Genomic DNA, 16,253 nt, shown 5'->3' on the forward strand with positions numbered 1-16,253 from the left:
TCATGTATCTTTAGTGGACAGGAGGTATCCGGTATTGTTTGTGAACTTTGGCCTGAATGAGGTGGAGTTGAAGGATGATGACTTCGCCTCCCGAAGGCAACTCGTCAAATCATACATGACTTCATTTGATATTAACCGGCTTATGCACACATTCAGACTTAATGCCGGGGCGGCTTCTTATGCCGAGCCGTTGGGAGGCTGGGAAGCTGAGGATTGTGCCCTGAGAGGACACTTTGTGGGACATTTCCTGTCTGCTTGCGCCAAGTTTGCCTTTGCTGATCAGGATCAGTCACTTAAAGTTAAAGCTAACGAGATCGTGAACATCCTTGAATCATGTACCAAGCCAAACGGATATTTAAGCGCATTCGGAGAGGAAGAGCTGGATCGGCTGGAAACCGAGGAAAACCGAAAGGTGTGGGCACCTTATTATACACTGCACAAAATTATGCAGGGACTTATCGATTCTCATGTGTACCTCTGTAATCAAAAGGCATTGAAGCTTGCTGTGAACCTGGCACATTATATTCATGGCCGGTTCACGAAGCTTTCCTTCTGGAAGATTGACGGTATCCTGCGTTGTACCAGGGTGAATCCGATGAATGAATTTGGAGGCATGGGAGACGCGTTGTACTCGCTATATGAGCTTACGGACGATCCCGAATTGCTTGAACTGGCGAGCCTGTTCGACAGGGATTACTTTTTAGCTCCTCTGGCAGACGGTCAGGATGTGCTTGAAAACCTACATGCCAACGCTCATCTACCGATGGTTATCTCAGCCTTGCATCGGCATGAAATTACCAACGAGGAAAAATATAAAACAGCAGTGTTGTATTTTTACGACTTTGTGCAAGGTAGGACGTTTGCGAACGGTAACAGCAGTTCGAAGGCCACTGCTTATATCGAAGGCGGTGTCTCCGAAAAATCGGAGCATTGGGGAGGATACGAAAGGCTCGAGGATGCATTGACAGGCGGTGAAAGCGAGAGTTGCTGTGCGCATAATACAGAGCGAATATTGGAAAGACTGGTGGGGTTAACTGGGAAGGTTGAGTATTTGGACCATTTGGAGCAGTTAAAATACAATGCTATTTTGAACAGTGCAAGCTGTAAAACAGGACTTTCACAATACCATCAGCCAATGGGAAGTGGGGCATCCAAAAGGTTTAGCTCTCCCTACAACGATTTCTGGTGTTGCACCGCGAGCGGAGTGGAAGCTATGAGCGAGCTGCAAAGGAACATCTGGTTCAGAAGTGAAAACACGCTGCTGCTGAATGCATTCATCTCTTCAACAGTTGTGTGGGATGAACATCAAGCTCGAATTAGGCAGTATACAGATTTTCCCGACAGACCTACATCAACCCTTCAGTTTGAGATGGCCCAACCTGCGACATTTGCATTGCTTTTGAAGGAAAAGGCTGTCAAGTCGATTAAAATCAACTCTGTTGCGTTAGATGTTCAAAAAGAAAATGGGTACATCGTCATTCAACGCGAATTCCATGACGGAGATACTCTTGATATTGAAATAGAAGTATCTTTGCATTTGGTTCCGCTCCAAGGCTCAAATAGCGTGGCAGCCGTGATGTATGGTACTATCCTGCTCGCACAATTGGGTCAGGCCATACTGCCAAGTGGCATATCAGAGCATCATATTATTGAGAGAATGAGCAGACTGCCCCAGCAAAAACTGGCATTCGCCATAGAGGATCAAGAAGGGCAACCAGTGGAATTCAAGCCACTGTTCCGTATTGAAGAGGAAACATATTCGGTCTATGTCAATTGGGGGGATAAACCGGCTGCGGACCAGCGCTTCTCGGTGGCCCAAGTGGGCATTGCGGCATATAAGGAAGATACGACCAACGTTCATAGGGAAAGCACAGCGTTCTCTTGATGAAACACAAGATTGACAGGCTGCATAAATTTCTAATTAAAAATGGTCCCGATTCGCAGGCAGTTATGCGAACCGGGACCATTTTAATGATGTATTTGCCACTAGCCAAATGAATTGTATGCAGAAGCTGCAAAGCGTAGAAAGGAGATGTCATTGAAAGGGGAAATCTGGTATTATCGCCAGTTGCATTCCTACATTCCCGTCTTTTTCATTGCAATTCAATATAACCACTGCCCTCGGTAATGTTTGCAAGCTGAAATCCCTTACACCTTTGGCCTGTTTACATTTTGCTCATCCGGTTTCTGTAATTCCCAAATAAAATGAACATGAACTCCCCCTTGCTTACCACATATTAATAGATGCGATAATTGCCACTCAAAGCCAGCAAACTGAAGAAGTACAGACAGTTGTCATAGTATCGGCGCTCACCCTGGCGGAGTGGGGTGTTCCAAAACTGCTGCACAAACTGGCTGGCATGTGGACCGTCCGCGGCCAGAGAAGCCATGGCATTGGTTGCGAGAAGTCCAACGGGATGCAGCGATGGTTCGTCGAAAGGTTCACCCTCGATCGTGTAACGACGATAATCGGATACCTCAATGTCACTGAAAAATGCCTGTATCCGATTAGACTGCTCTACTTGCCAACGATCCTTGCCGAACCATTCCCAATCAAGGGCTATGTTGGCCGCAACCCGGTAAGCATCACTGTAGAAATGTCCAAAATCTCCATGAGGCTGAGGCGGTGCGGGTGTTCCGTCAAAAAGGGCATACTCAGGCGAAAGTCCGGTTACCGGGTGACATGCTTTGTGCAGATAAGACCGGCTTTCTGCCGCAGCCTCTCTCCAGAAGGCTTGATCACCCTTATTTGCATATTCTGCGAACAGTTCGTAGAAATGAGGCAGATGATAGGAAGGATCACTAAACGGTGATTCCGGTATAAATTTGATTAATTTGGTTTCGGGGTCCCACATCGGATCACCCTCGCCGTTTTCACCTTGGTGCACACAGGCGTGCAGTATTTTTCTCGCTTGCTCTGCATAATCGTATGGCGCGGGTCCATCCCCCCATCGGTTGGAGGCAAAGAAGAGGGCCATGGCAAAAAATTCTTCCCCGTCTGGAGCAGGACCCTGCGAGATCCGCGTTCCGTCAGGTTTGCAGTGCCATGCAAAATAGTCCTTATATCGGCCATCAGTATGCTGCATAAATGTTTTGGAGAAATTCCAGAGTCGATCGAATTCTTCTTTTTTGTCCATTTGCACAGCCATCATCATGCCATAGGACATGCCTTCCGAGCGAACATCGAGATTGCCGGTATCCAGGAGATATCCTTTGTCTTCGCCCATGGGGTAATATATTCGCGTATTGGGGTCGCCGTAGAACAATTCGGTCCAAGTATCCTCAATTCTCGCTTCAATCTCTTCGTCGGTGCAGCCATTTTCCAAAAACAGATTTCTGTATTCAGAAGTTTTGTAAGCGCCTTCAAATATGTGTGACAAATTCTTCTCCTCCTTAGTCGATCGTACTCTGTAAATTATAGCACGAGAGTCAGTGATCAAATTAAAGCCTTATCCCGAAAAATTATAGTATATCCGCCTGAACGATTGGCCTGAAGAAAAATATGCGTAATAATCTAGTGGTGTCATATCGAAATAAATTTAATCTTACCTGTTGGATCTATATATGTTCAACTAAACATTTACACAATAACGGAGAGGACAGAAATAACCTGAAGAAGCGGAGCGTGCGCCTTTATCCCCGGATTTGCCCTTTTCGAAAAGGAATCAAAGAAATCTGGGGATAACAGCGATCGGAAGGTTGTTCTGTCATCGGAGTACCAGTGTAAATACTCATTAGTTGACTTATATACAGGTCATGAAAGAGTACTGATCTGCTGGAATACGTCATTTTCTTTCCTCATTTGGATGTTAAAATTAGATCAAACTCTTACAAATTTCGTCGAATATATTGGAGGTACACTATGAAAGAATCGATTCAAAGAGATCATCGATTATGGTACAGCAAACCTGCGAAGGTGTGGAACGAGGCTTTGCCAATCGGCAATGGTCGTCTCGGTGCAATGATATTTGGAGGGGTAACTGAGGAACGCTTGCAGTTGAACGAGGACTCGATGTGGTATGGAGGGCCCCGTGATCGTAATAACGAAGATGCACTGCCTAATCTGCCGCATATCCGCAAGTTAATTACGGAAGGAAAACTTCGCGAGGCTGAAGAGCTTGCGTCCATGACGATGGCAGGGCTTCCGGAAGCGCAGCGACATTACCTGCCACTTGGCGAACTGCAGTTATCATTCGGCCATCCTGAGGGTCCTGTCGAGGACTATGTCAGGGAGCTTGATTTGGACCGAGGTGTCTCCAGAGTGAGCTACCGAATCAATAAAATCCGTTATACACGTGAATTGTTTGCCAGCCATCCCGATCAAGCGATCATCTTACGAATTTCTGCAGATCAGAAAAATGCAGTATCGATGAAAGCCCGATTTAATCGACAAAATTGGAGGTATTTGGAGAAAACCAAGAAGTGGGAGCAGAGCGGACTCATTATGCTTGGTGAATGCGGCGGTAAAGACGGTAATTCCTTTGCTGCTGTTATGAAAGCGATACCAAATGAAGGTGCCTGTCGGCTCCTTGGCGAGTACCTGTTGGTGGAGAACGCAAGCTCGGTCACGCTGATACTTGCAGCAGGAACGACTTTCCGCCAGGAAGATCCGGAATTACACAGTAAACTTCACGTGGAAGAACTTAGCCAGACTCCTTATGATACGCTGCTTGCACGGCATACATCAGATTATGGTGAACTGTACAACAGGGTTGCATTGAATCTGACCAAAAGGTCTAATCGCAATGATCTTCCGACGGATGAGCGATTAGAACAGTTCCAAAAGGGAGCAGATGATCCTGGGTTGATTGAAACCTATTTTCAGTTTGGCCGCTATTTACTCATTTCCTCCAGCCGGCCAGGGTCTTTGCCTGCCAATCTTCAAGGCATATGGAATGACAGTTTTACACCGCCATGGGACAGTAAATTCACCATTAATATTAACGCACAAATGAATTACTGGCTGGCCGAAAACTGTAATCTTTCCGAGTGTCACGAGCCATTGTTCGATCTGATTGAGAGAATGCGGGAGCCGGGTCGAATTACGGCCCGGGTTATGTATAATTGCCGAGGTTTTACGGCGCATCACAATACGGACATATGGGCGGACACAGCGCCTCAGGATACCTACCTTCCAGCTTCCTTTTGGCCGATGGGTGCTGCTTGGTTATGTTTGCATCTATGGGAGCATTATCGCTATAGTCAGGATCGCCTATTTTTGGAACAGGCTTATGAAACCATGAAGGAATCTGCCCAATTTCTCCTGGACTATCTGATCGAGGATGCTGAGGGGCGCCTGATTACCTGTCCATCCGTCTCTCCAGAGAACAGCTACAAGCTGCCAAGTGGCGAGACGGGGGTGCTTTGCACAGGTGCATCGATGGATTTTCAGATCATAGAAGCTCTGTTTACGGCTTGCATCCGCAGCGCCGAATTGATCGGCAGAGACCATTCATTTAGGAAAGAACTAGCAGCTGCCCTGGAACGAATCCCGAAGCCGCAAATCGGCAAACTCGGGCAAATTCAGGAATGGATGGAGGATTATGAAGAAGTGGAACCGGGACACCGCCATATCTCGCATCTGTTCGGGCTGTACCCTGGAGAACTGTTCACTCCAGAACATACGCCGGAACTCGCGAAGGCTGCTCGTACCACGCTGGAACGCAGGCTGGACAATGGCGGGGGACACACGGGCTGGAGCCGGGCCTGGATCATTCACTTCTGGGCAAGGCTTCAGGATGGGCAGAAGGCTTATGAAAATGTCAGGTCTCTCTTGGAGCACTCCACGTTGCCCAATCTGTTTGACAATCATCCACCGTTTCAGATTGACGGTAACTTTGGTGGATCATCGGGAATTGCCGAGATATTAATGCAGAGTCACACCGACGTGATCCGGCTTCTGCCTGCCTTACCTTCCAGCTGGTCTGACGGGAGTGTTGCAGGGCTCAGGGCCCGAGGCGGCTACACCCTTGACTTCTCCTGGAGGATGGGCAAAGTGACTGAAGTCACCGTAAAAAGTACCACTGCTGGACTTTGTCAGTTGGAAGGCCCTGGGCTTGCTTATGTTTCCTTCAATACAGAACCTGGACAATCGTATACGTTTGCTTAAAACAAATTCCGTTCAACCTGTTGTCACGAGACCAATGATCAGATGATATATAACTATACTTTGTCGGGTAATGACATAGCATTTGTCAGGTTGTTGACTTCAACTGTCAGCGTTACACTTTGACTAGCCATATAAAATTCCACATGAGTATACAACGTGACTCTTATATTTATCGGGGAAAGGATGTTTTTCAATGCAAGGCACCAGTGAGCCTTTTTTGGACCTGGAATCACATGCTTATCGTAATCTGATTTCAAAATCGCTGTTGAATAAAGGCCATAATGCCAGATTGAAGAGGGCTATCGAGAAAACAAAACGGGGTGAGCCTGTAACCATTGCATACATCGGTGGCTCTATTACTCATGGGGCAGGGGCTGAACCGATTCATATGAATTGTTATGCCTACCAGTCCTTTCAACTTTTCAAGAAAATGTTCGCTCCAACTAGTGACAGTCCACTTCGTTTGATTAAAGCCGGCCTAGGAGGTACACCTTCCGAGCTTGGGGTCATCCGTTATCATCGGGATGTTCTTAGAGAAGGAACAGTCCTGCCAGACATCGTGATTGTGGAGTTCGCGGTGAACGACGCCGATGATGAGACCCAGGGAGTATGTTATGAGAGTCTTGTGCTCAAAGCTCTTGGGGCTGACAATGATCCTGCTGTCATTCTGCTGTTCAGTGTGTTTGAAAACGACTGGAATTTGCAGGATCGGCTGGCGCCTGTAGGTTGGCATTATAACCTCCCGATGGTTAGTATGAAGGATGCTGTAGTGGAGCAGTTCCAGCATACACCAGAGGAAGGAGGCGTCATTTCCAAAGAGCAATTCTTCCACGACATCTATCATCCAAGCAATGCCGGGCACTACATTATGGCTGATTGTCTGAGCTGGTTGTTCAATATAACAAATCAATCTGAGCTGGACAGATCGATTCACACAATAGATAAACCGCCGCTAATCGGGAATGATTTTATGGATGTGAAGCTGCTGGATCGACTGAATGGAGACCGTATCGCCCGCATTGATGCGGGAGGATTTGGGAGAACGGATACGGATCTGCAAATGGCAGAGATGGATGATGACCCCTGCGGAACGCCTCATTTCCCTAATAACTGGATGTACAAAGGAAAGCACGAGGAGGGAGGTGGCCGCTTTAAGATGATCTTGCGTAGCAAACGCCTCATTCTGATCTTCAAGGATTCTGGAAGTGACGAGTTCGGGATAGCCAACATAAGCGTGGATGGTAAGCTGGTAAGAAAAGCCGATCCAAGGCAAATTAACTGGACACACTGTCATGCCATGCTCCTCTTTGATGAGAAGGATGCCAGAGAACATACCATCGAGATTGAGATGGCTGAAGGTCATGAAGAGAAATGGTTTACCATTCTGGGTTTCGGCTATGTCAATTAAAGGGCGGAACGATCAGAACAGAAGATGCAAATGTTGGGGGAGGAGAGTTTAGGATGGTAGCAGCAGCACCGGAAGGCTTTGATCAATATAGGGAGAACATACCGAGGGGGATCATTCAGGCGGTAGAATACCCCTCAGCAACGGTTGGGAATTCGCGAAAAGCGATGGTGTACACCCCTCCCGGTTTTTCTTCGGCGAATACGTATAATGTTCTTTATCTTTTGCATGGAATTGGTGGAGACGAAGCGGAATGGTATAACCATGCTGCTCCCCAGATCATTCTTGATAATATGTATGACGATAACAAGCTTGAGCCGATGATTGTCGTTTTTCCCAATGGTCGAGCAATGCCAAATGACAGGGCCGAAGGGGATCTGTTTGATCCTGAAAAAATACTAGCATTTGAACGTTTCGAGCGGGATCTGCTTGACGATTTAGTCCCTTTTGTTGAATCGAACTACCCGACACGAACAGGGCGGGAAAACCGGGCCATCGCAGGTTTATCCATGGGCGGAGGCCAGTCCCTGAACATCGGATTGAATCATCTTGAACAGTTCGCATGGATTGGCGCCTTTTCTGCTGCTCCAAATACGCTGGATCCGGGATTGCTCGTGCCGAATCCGGATGAAACTGCTGCACAGGTAAGAAAGCTATGGCTGTCCTGTGGAGATGAGGATAATCTCAAGCATATCAGTGATCATATGCACGCTTATCTGACTGAACAGAACGTTCCGCATATCTGGCGTGAGGAAAATGGAGGGCATGATTGGCCTGTATGGAAAAGCGGACTGTATCAGTTTTCTCAACTGCTTTTTCAAGGATGATATAAGTGAATTCTCACAAGTGGATTGCAATGGAACTCGAAATCAACACAACACAATTATTATTATGTAAACTCGTAAATGAAAATGAATAGAATGTTTTGAATGGGACAGGTTGAAAGGTACTGAAACGTTCTTAGTTAATTATTCGATGTAGATCTCCGCTAGCACAAGCTGGCGGTTTTTCTTTTCTATAGAAATAATTCAACATGAGTTTGACAATGATATCACTATATCGTAATATTGTAATATATTGATTTAGGAGGAATGAGTTTGAGTACTTCGGCATTTGACAGTGAAGATCTAAAACAGTTTGATGAACCGGCTAATCTGCTGAAAGCTTTATCTCACCCCATTCGTTTGTGCATTGTTCGTGGGTTGATGCGTAAAAAGAAATGTAATGTTTCATATATGCAGGAGTGCCTTGGTCTTCCGCAATCCACCGTCTCCCAGCATTTGCAGAAGCTGCGCAGTGCAGGTATTGTAGCGACCGAACGCAATGGCCTTGAAGTGAATTATGTACTGGCTGACCAACGGATTGAACAGATTGTACCTATTTTATTTGGAGAGGAAAAGTGTGAATCATGAGCAAAAAAAGCAAAAAAATACTGATTGTCGGAGGAGTAGCCGGTGGTGCATCTGCCGCAGCACGTCTGCGCCGTCTGGACGAACATGCCGAAATTATAATATTTGAGAAAGGACCTTATATCTCTTTTGCCAATTGCGGCTTACCCTATTATATTGGAGGTGCGATCGCTGACCGCGATCGTCTTCTCGTACAGACTCCTAAAGGCATGGCTGACCGTTTTCGAATTGATGTGCGTACAATGAGCGAAATCATGGCTATCAATCCGCAGAATCAAACCGTTCAGGTCCATAACGATGAGCGGGGTGAATACGAAGAAAGCTATGACGAATTAATTTTATCACCTGGCGCACGCCCGGTTATTCCCCATTTGCCGGGGATAGAGCACCCGCTTATTTATACAGTTCGCAGCGTACCTGATATTGATCGCATCAAGAAACAAATGAATTCAGCTAACAACATATCTTCGATTGTTATAGGTGGAGGATTTATTGGCGTAGAGATGGCAGAAAATTTAAAAGAGGCTGGATTGGATGTAACGCTTATTGAAGGTAATGAACAACTATTAACACCTTTTGATGCCGAACTTGCAGCAGGATTGGCACAGGAGATGGAGCAACAAGGCGTGAATCTGCTGTTTTCACAGCGTGTTCGGGGCTTCCATACGGTAGAGAAGGGGATAGGGGTTGAACTTGCCAGTGGCGAGGTTCTTTCCGCCGATTTGGTGATTCTCGCCATTGGGGTGACTCCTGATACTGCCTTTCTGAAAAGTAGCGGCATCTTGTTAGGCGAACGGGGGCATATTGTCGTTAACGAAGCGTTAGAGACCAGTCTCCCGCATATCTATGCTGTTGGTGATGCAATTGAAGTGATGGATTACATTCATGGAACAAAGACCGCCATTCCACTCGCAGGACCCGCCAATAAACAGGGGCGAATCGTTGCAGACCGGATTGCCGGACTACATTCAACTTATAAAGGAACACAAGGGACATCCATTATTAAAGTGTTTGGAATGACTGGCGCTGCAACCGGCAGTAATGAAAGAACATTAAAGCGCCTCGGTATTGAATATCAGACAGTGATCGTACATCCTAGCTCTCATGCTTCGTATTATCCGGGCTCCAGTGCGATTACGCTTAAACTGTTATTTACACCGGCAGGTAAAATTTTGGGTGCTCAAGCCGTCGGTTATGACGGTGTGGACAAACGGATTGATGACATTGCCGTAGCCATTCATTTCGGAGGACATATTAGTGATCTGACAGAGCTTGAGCTGAGTTATGCACCGCCTTATTCCTCTGCCAAAGACCCGGTAAATATGGCTGGTTATGCAGCTGATAATATCACTTCCGGTCGTGTGCATGTGTTCACTTATGATCAGCTATCGTTACGTAAACCGGAGCAGTCAATATTGTTGGACGTGCGAAGTGATCTGGAACACCAAAATGGACACATCCCTGATTCAATATCCATTCCGGTGGATGAACTTCGTCAAAGACTAGATGAATTATACCCTTCCAAAGAAATTTGGGTTTACTGCCAAGTCGGTCTGCGCGGGTATACTGCTTCGCAAATTTTGCGTCAGCATGGCTACAATGTCAAAAATTTAAGTGGGGGTTATAAAACATACCGTCAAGCGCAATTCCGACCAACGCCAGTACAAGCCATGAAGCACGAAGACAGAGGCGGTTCGGGACACAATGATCAGAAACCTGAGCTAAAAAGGAGCTCTTCAGAACTATTAGCGTCCGGGGAATCGCTTCAAGTCGAGAAGGAATTGGATGTGCGCGGTTTAAGTTGTCCAGGTCCATTAATGCAAGTCAAAAAAAACATGGATCAATTGACGGAAGGACAGACATTACGTGTGACAGCTTCCGATCCGGGATTTTATGAAGATGTGAAAGCTTGGGCAACGATGTCGGGTTCCTCTTTGCACCAACTAGTGCGAGGAAAGGATGGAACGATTGAAGCTGTGATGTCCAAAAATTCAGCAAACACGAGGGTCTCAGCTGCAGAGACTGTTCATGCTGAACCTGCGAGCACTATGGTTGTCTTTAGCGGGGATTTAGACAAAGCAATTGCTTCCTTCATTATAGCCAATGGTGCAGCTGCAAGCGGACGCAAAGTAACCATGTTTTTTACATTTTGGGGTTTGAACATTATTCGAAAACATCAAAGGCAAGCGGTATCCAAAACGATTATGGGCCGTATGTTTGATACCATGCTGCCACGCAGCAGCCGTAAGCTTGGCATGTCCAAAATGAATATGTTTGGGATTGGCCCTAAAGTAATCCGCGGAATTATGGGGAATAACAATATCTCTTCTCTGGAGGAGCTTATTCAAAGTGCAGCAGAGCAGGGGGTTGAAATGGTTGCCTGCCAAATGTCAATGGATTTAATGGGCATTCAACACCAGGAATTAATGGACCAGGTTAAGATTGGTGGCGTAGGGTATTATTTGGGACAAGCAGATTATGCAAATCATAACCTCTTTATATAAAGATAGTGCACGGTATTGCACACTTAACACATCAAAGGACAGGCTCAGCGCCTGTCCTTTCTCTATACAAGTTGCCCAACATCTTGGCAATTTTCGGGTAGGCGAAAAGACTATAAAAAACGGACAAAAGTTAGAAGCCACTTCCAATGAAGGTGATCTCATAGGTTTGTCTTTGTATGCGGTTACAATTTAATATGAAATTGTATTCCTTTCTAGATGTTATCCAGGTACCATATCCTTCCTTAATTTAACTGTGCTACGAATGTGGTAACACTTTGAGAAGGAAGTTGGGCAGTAAACGTATTGCCTGTCATGATAATCAATGAACCGGCTGCCAGATTTCTTGTGCTGTCTGTAACCCAGGATGATACGTTTGACGCGTTTCCGTTCTGCAATACAAACTTCTGGTTTACAGCGGAAGTTCCCCGGTTGATTGCTACGATTACTACTTTGTTGTCTCCTTTATATGCAGAGATAAACGTTTGAGTATCCGGATTTTTCGTCGCATCCACTCTGACAAAGCCTGGTCGAACAAACTTGGAGAAATGGGCCATATTATATCCCCGTTTGCTAATGGTGCCATCCTCTTTCATGGGACCGTATTGTCTACGGATATACCACCATACATATGCCTGGAAGTCTGCCTCCACCATTGCGTGATGGATGTGATAGGAGACATCCAGCGCTTCTGGCCAATGATCTGCCGAATTTGCATTACTATTGGGGTAATATACCTCTGACATCCAAAGTTCCTTTCCAGCACCTTTTTGTTTAAAAAGGGGGTAAGGGAAATTACTGAATTGCGTACCATACGTATGGGCACCCAGAATGTCCATATTGGCTAGCGCTTGTGGATCATTCAGTATGGGGTCTGACATTTCTTTCAGGTAAGAGAAGGATTCGGGCGCCATGACTTTCGTATCGGTAATGGAGCCGGCATAATCTTTCATGAATCGAAGCATCTCCTGAGGCGTCCACCACGTCCAATCATGCGCATAATCCGGTTCATTTTGTACGGAGATTGCGTAGAGGTTAACTCCGTTGGATTTCATGTAAGAAACAAAGTCGTTCAGGTGCTGGGCATACGCAGCGTATTTATCGTATTTAAGTCGCTTAGCCGCCGTGTCTCCATTGCGATTGAATGTTTCAACCATATCACTGGGAGGATTCCATGGCGAGGCAAAGACGATAGCTCCTTGTTCAACAGCTCGTTTTGCCGTGGGTATTTCTTTATACCAATTGTTCTTGTTATCATCAATATAAATGCGTAGGATGGAAAATCCTAGCTGGTTTTGTCCATTACCAAAAGCTGTATCTCTTTGTGAGGGCGTCAAATCACCGATCCAGTTGGGATGATTAATTCCTCCAAAACCCTTGATTAGCTGTTTTTCAGAGGATAAGTTTACCGTAACATCGCTTGCTGCCGAGGCTTGGATCGGCGTCAACATCAGCGGCAGGGCAGTAAGACAGGCCAATAGAATGTGGATCGACTTCTTCAATTTGAATATTAACACGTACATCCTCCTCTTGAATTGAATTTTATCAATCGGACAAGCAAATGAAATAATGTGCTTGTTTTGGACATTGACTTGCTTTTAATCACCTCCTTTCATGCCCGGAAGGAAATTTCGCATGATTTATAATTTTCTGTATTTTTATGAATTTAATTCTATTAAAAAATACATGAGATTTAAACCGGATAAATTTCAGTTATTTGTGTAGGCAAAAGACTTTTTTATATAGTAATCTCCTTGGGTGATTGGTTGGATTTTCAGTGACACTAAGGGGATTTCTTTCGATAGAGGGGGCTTCCAAAGTCATGCACAGAAAGATTCATAGAAGATGTTACAGTCAAATATCCGGAGTGAACAAAGGAAAGGAATAATATTTTTTTTATGATTGCTTGATTTTTTTTGAAGTATCTGATATTGTAAGACCTGTGATTTTGGAAAGCAGATATATCAACATAAATCAGGTCTTTCCAGCAGATAATTTTTGACCACTCCTACCAAGGAAGTTAAGGCCATACGGACAGCCGGGTCAAACGCCGATTGGCAACTTATGTTGCCTTATTGATTGAGTTAAAAGCTCAAATTTTATAAGTTGGTTACTTTACAACCAGTGCATCAGCACATCAACTTGTGAAACGGTCAATAAGAGTGGTAAAGGCGAATTATTTGCTAAATAGACTCTGATCTGATATTGATATACATGAAGAAGCTTTCCTCTAGAGGGGTTCTTTTGAACTTTTTTAGTTATGGGGACTTTGCGTCTTTTTAATGATGTATATCGACAAGCAAGTGTGATGATGCGAGATTGTGGCATTTTTCACCTTGCTTTTTTTGTTGGTTCAGAATGGGCGAAAGTTGAAAAATGAGAAAAAAATAAAAATTAATTTTAAAAAAATTCATATTGGGTTAGGAGAATGGAAAATGGGAAAAGCACTAATCATTGGCGCCGGTGGCGTTGCTTCAGTAGCGGTTCATAAATGCGTTCAAAATAGCGAAGTATTTGAGGAAATTTGCATTGCAAGTCGTACGAAATCCAAATGTGACGATCTCAAAGCCAAACTGGACGGCGGCAAAACAAAAATTACGACAGCTCAAGTAGATGCTGATAACGTTGACGAACTGATCGCCCTCATCAACGAAGTTAAACCGGATATTGTCATGAACCTGGCATTGCCTTACCAAGACCTGACAATCATGGATGCTTGCCTCGCAACTAAAACCAATTACATGGATACCGCGAACTATGAGCCTGAAGATACAGCGAAATTCGAATACAGCTGGCAATGGGATTACAAAGAGCGTTTCGAAAAAGCGGGTATTACTGCACTGCTCGGCAGTGGATTTGACCCAGGAGTAACTGGCGTATTCTCTGCGTATGCCTTGAAACACTATTTTGACGAAATTGAATATATTGATATTCTGGACTGCAACGGCGGCGACCACGGCTATCCGTTTGCAACCAATTTCAACCCTGAAATCAATATCCGTGAAGTTTCGGCTAACGGAAGATATTGGGAAAATGGCGAATGGATCGAAACGAAACCGATGGAAATTAAACGTGTCTATGACTTCAAGGAAGTTGGCGAAAAAGACATGTATCTGCTATATCATGAAGAGCTGGAGTCCCTGGCCAAAAACATGCCTGGTCTGAAACGCATTCGTTTCTTCATGACATTTGGCCAAAGCTACCTTACACATCTGAAAGCACTTGAAAATGTGGGCATGACTTCGATCGAGCCTATCGAATTTGAAGGCAAACAGATCATTCCACTGCAATTCCTGAAGGCGGTACTGCCAGACCCGGCATCTCTGGGACCACGGACTGTAGGCAAAACGAATATTGGTTGCATCTTCAAAGGCAAAAAAGACGGCCAAGACAAAACGTACTACGTGTACAACATTTGCGATCACCAAGAATGCTACAAAGAAGTTGGTTCCCAAGCGATTTCTTACACCACTGGCGTTCCGGCTATGATTGGTGCAGCAATGGTGATGACTGGCAAATGGAACAAACCAGGTGTATACAACGTGGAAGAGTTCAATCCAGATCCATTCATGGAAGAGTTGAACAAATGGGGTCTCCCATGGGTTGAAGATTTCAACCCAGTACTCGTTGACGAACTGCCGGAAGAAGTTAAGGAATCGGAGCTCGTTCGTTAAGATGCGCTTTGAGCAATTACCGACGCCATGCTTTGTTGTTGACGAGGGACTTATCGAGAAAAATCTCAAAATCCTGAACGGTGTCATGCAGCGTACAGGAGCCAAAATCGTGCTGGCTCAGAAAGCATTTTCCATGACCACGATGTATCCGCTCATTGGAGAATACCTGAGCGGTGCAACGGCGAGCGGGCTGTATGAAGCCCGTCTGGGCCATGAGGAGATGGGCAAGGAAAATCATGTTTTTGCCCCGGCTTATCGCGAAGATGAGATCGATGAAATTATCTCGATATGTGATCATATTATCTTCAATTCATTCTCCCAACTGGAGAAATTCAAGGGCAAGGCGCTTCAGGCTGGCCGTAAAGTGGGTCTCCGTATTAATCCTGAATGCTCGACTCAGGAGGGTCATGAGATTTACGATCCATGTTCTCCTGGTTCAAGGTTCGGTGCCAAGCACGAAGACTTCCGGGCGGAGCTGCTCGAAGGTGTATCCGGACTGCATTTCCATACATTGTGCCAACAAAATTCCGATGATCTGGAAACGACATTGAATGCAGTAGAAGAGAAGTTTGGACAATGGCTGCCTCAAATGGAATGGATCAACTTCGGCGGCGGACACCATATCACACGCGAAGATTACGACATTCCAAGACTGGAAGCTTGCATCAAACGGATGCAGGAAAAGTATGGTCTGGAAGTATATCTGGAGCCTGGCGAGGCTGTTGCGCTGAACGCAGGGTTCCTGGTAACTTCCGTACTGGATTTCCATAAGAATGGAATGGATATTGCCATTCTGGATACCTCGGCCACTTGCCATATGCCAGACGTACTTGAGATGCCTTACCGTCCACCACTTATCGGTTCAGGAGAAGCAGGGGAGAAAGACCACCTGTACCGTCTTGGCGGGCAAACCTGCCTTTCAGGGGATGTGATCGGCGATTATTCGTTTGACCAACCATTGAAGACGGGTGACAGGTTAGTATTTGAGGACATGGCGATTTATTCCATGGTCAAAACGAATACGTTCAACGGCATGCCGTTGCCAGCTATTGCGGTGAAAAGGAAAGACGGCGATTGCGAAGTAGTTCGTGAGTTCGGCTATCAGGATTTCAAAATGAGATTGGCCTAAACGATTAAATATAGAACCGGATTCGA

At 45.5% G+C, this 16,253-nt stretch carries 10 protein-coding genes; 8 read left to right on the top strand and 2 right to left on the bottom strand.

What is annotated here, in order from left to right; all coding sequences use genetic code 11:
• Positions 1-40 precede the first annotated feature (40 nt).
• The gene (locus PPA03S_RS02110; protein WP_245683500.1) at positions 41-1,885 is read left to right on the top strand and encodes a beta-L-arabinofuranosidase domain-containing protein; all 1,845 of its coding nucleotides are present in this window, start codon (positions 41-43) and stop codon (positions 1,883-1,885) included.
• Between the two features lie 352 nt (positions 1,886-2,237).
• Here PPA03S_RS02110 and PPA03S_RS02115 read toward each other — a convergent pair whose 3' ends face one another.
• Entirely contained in the window at positions 2,238-3,380 is a 1,143-nt protein-coding gene (locus tag PPA03S_RS02115; RefSeq protein ID WP_062319314.1) for a family 8 glycosyl hydrolase, read from the bottom strand.
• 482 nt (positions 3,381-3,862) lie between these two features.
• Between PPA03S_RS02115 and PPA03S_RS02120 the strand changes: the two genes are divergently transcribed.
• The 5 genes from PPA03S_RS02120 to PPA03S_RS02140 all read left to right on the top strand — a co-directional run bounded on the left by PPA03S_RS02120 (position 3,863) and on the right by PPA03S_RS02140 (position 11,427).
• Positions 3,863-6,109 carry a glycoside hydrolase family 95 protein gene (locus PPA03S_RS02120; protein ID WP_062319317.1) on the top strand — a complete coding sequence of 749 codons (2,247 nt, stop codon included), beginning with the start codon at positions 3,863-3,865 and terminating at the stop codon, positions 6,107-6,109.
• A gap of 193 nt (positions 6,110-6,302) precedes the next feature.
• On the top strand, positions 6,303-7,517 hold the full coding sequence (locus tag PPA03S_RS02125; RefSeq protein ID WP_062319319.1) for an SGNH/GDSL hydrolase family protein: 1,215 nt from the start codon (positions 6,303-6,305) through the stop codon (positions 7,515-7,517).
• Positions 7,518-7,570: 53 nt separating this feature from the next.
• Positions 7,571-8,341, top strand: a complete 771-nt coding sequence (locus tag PPA03S_RS02130) for an alpha/beta hydrolase (protein WP_062319321.1) — start codon at positions 7,571-7,573, stop codon at positions 8,339-8,341.
• Positions 8,342-8,605: 264 nt separating this feature from the next.
• A complete protein-coding gene (locus PPA03S_RS02135) occupies positions 8,606-8,926 on the top strand; it encodes an ArsR/SmtB family transcription factor (RefSeq protein WP_062319323.1) in 321 nt (106 codons plus the stop codon).
• Positions 8,923-11,427, top strand: a complete 2,505-nt coding sequence (locus PPA03S_RS02140; protein WP_062319324.1) for an FAD-dependent oxidoreductase — start codon at positions 8,923-8,925, stop codon at positions 11,425-11,427. The genes PPA03S_RS02135 and PPA03S_RS02140 overlap by 4 nt, the downstream gene beginning before the upstream one ends.
• Before the next feature lie 242 nt (positions 11,428-11,669).
• Here the strand turns inward: PPA03S_RS02140 and xynC are convergent, their stop codons facing one another.
• The gene (gene xynC, locus PPA03S_RS02145; protein ID WP_245683487.1) at positions 11,670-12,941 is read right to left on the bottom strand and encodes a glucuronoarabinoxylan endo-1,4-beta-xylanase XynC; all 1,272 of its coding nucleotides are present in this window, start codon (positions 12,939-12,941) and stop codon (positions 11,670-11,672) included.
• Positions 12,942-13,859: 918 nt separating this feature from the next.
• Here xynC and PPA03S_RS02150 point away from each other — a divergent pair.
• Positions 13,860-15,098 (top strand): saccharopine dehydrogenase family protein, encoded by a 1,239-nt coding sequence (locus PPA03S_RS02150; RefSeq protein WP_062319327.1) that lies wholly within the window; start codon positions 13,860-13,862, stop codon positions 15,096-15,098.
• A gap of 1 nt (position 15,099) precedes the next feature.
• The gene (gene nspC, locus PPA03S_RS02155) at positions 15,100-16,227 is read left to right on the top strand and encodes a carboxynorspermidine decarboxylase (RefSeq protein ID WP_062319329.1); all 1,128 of its coding nucleotides are present in this window, start codon (positions 15,100-15,102) and stop codon (positions 16,225-16,227) included.
• Positions 16,228-16,253 lie beyond the last annotated feature (26 nt).

It is taken from the genome of Paenibacillus pabuli NBRC 13638, assembly GCF_001514495.1.
GTDB lineage: Bacteria > Bacillota > Bacilli > Paenibacillales > Paenibacillaceae > Paenibacillus > Paenibacillus pabuli.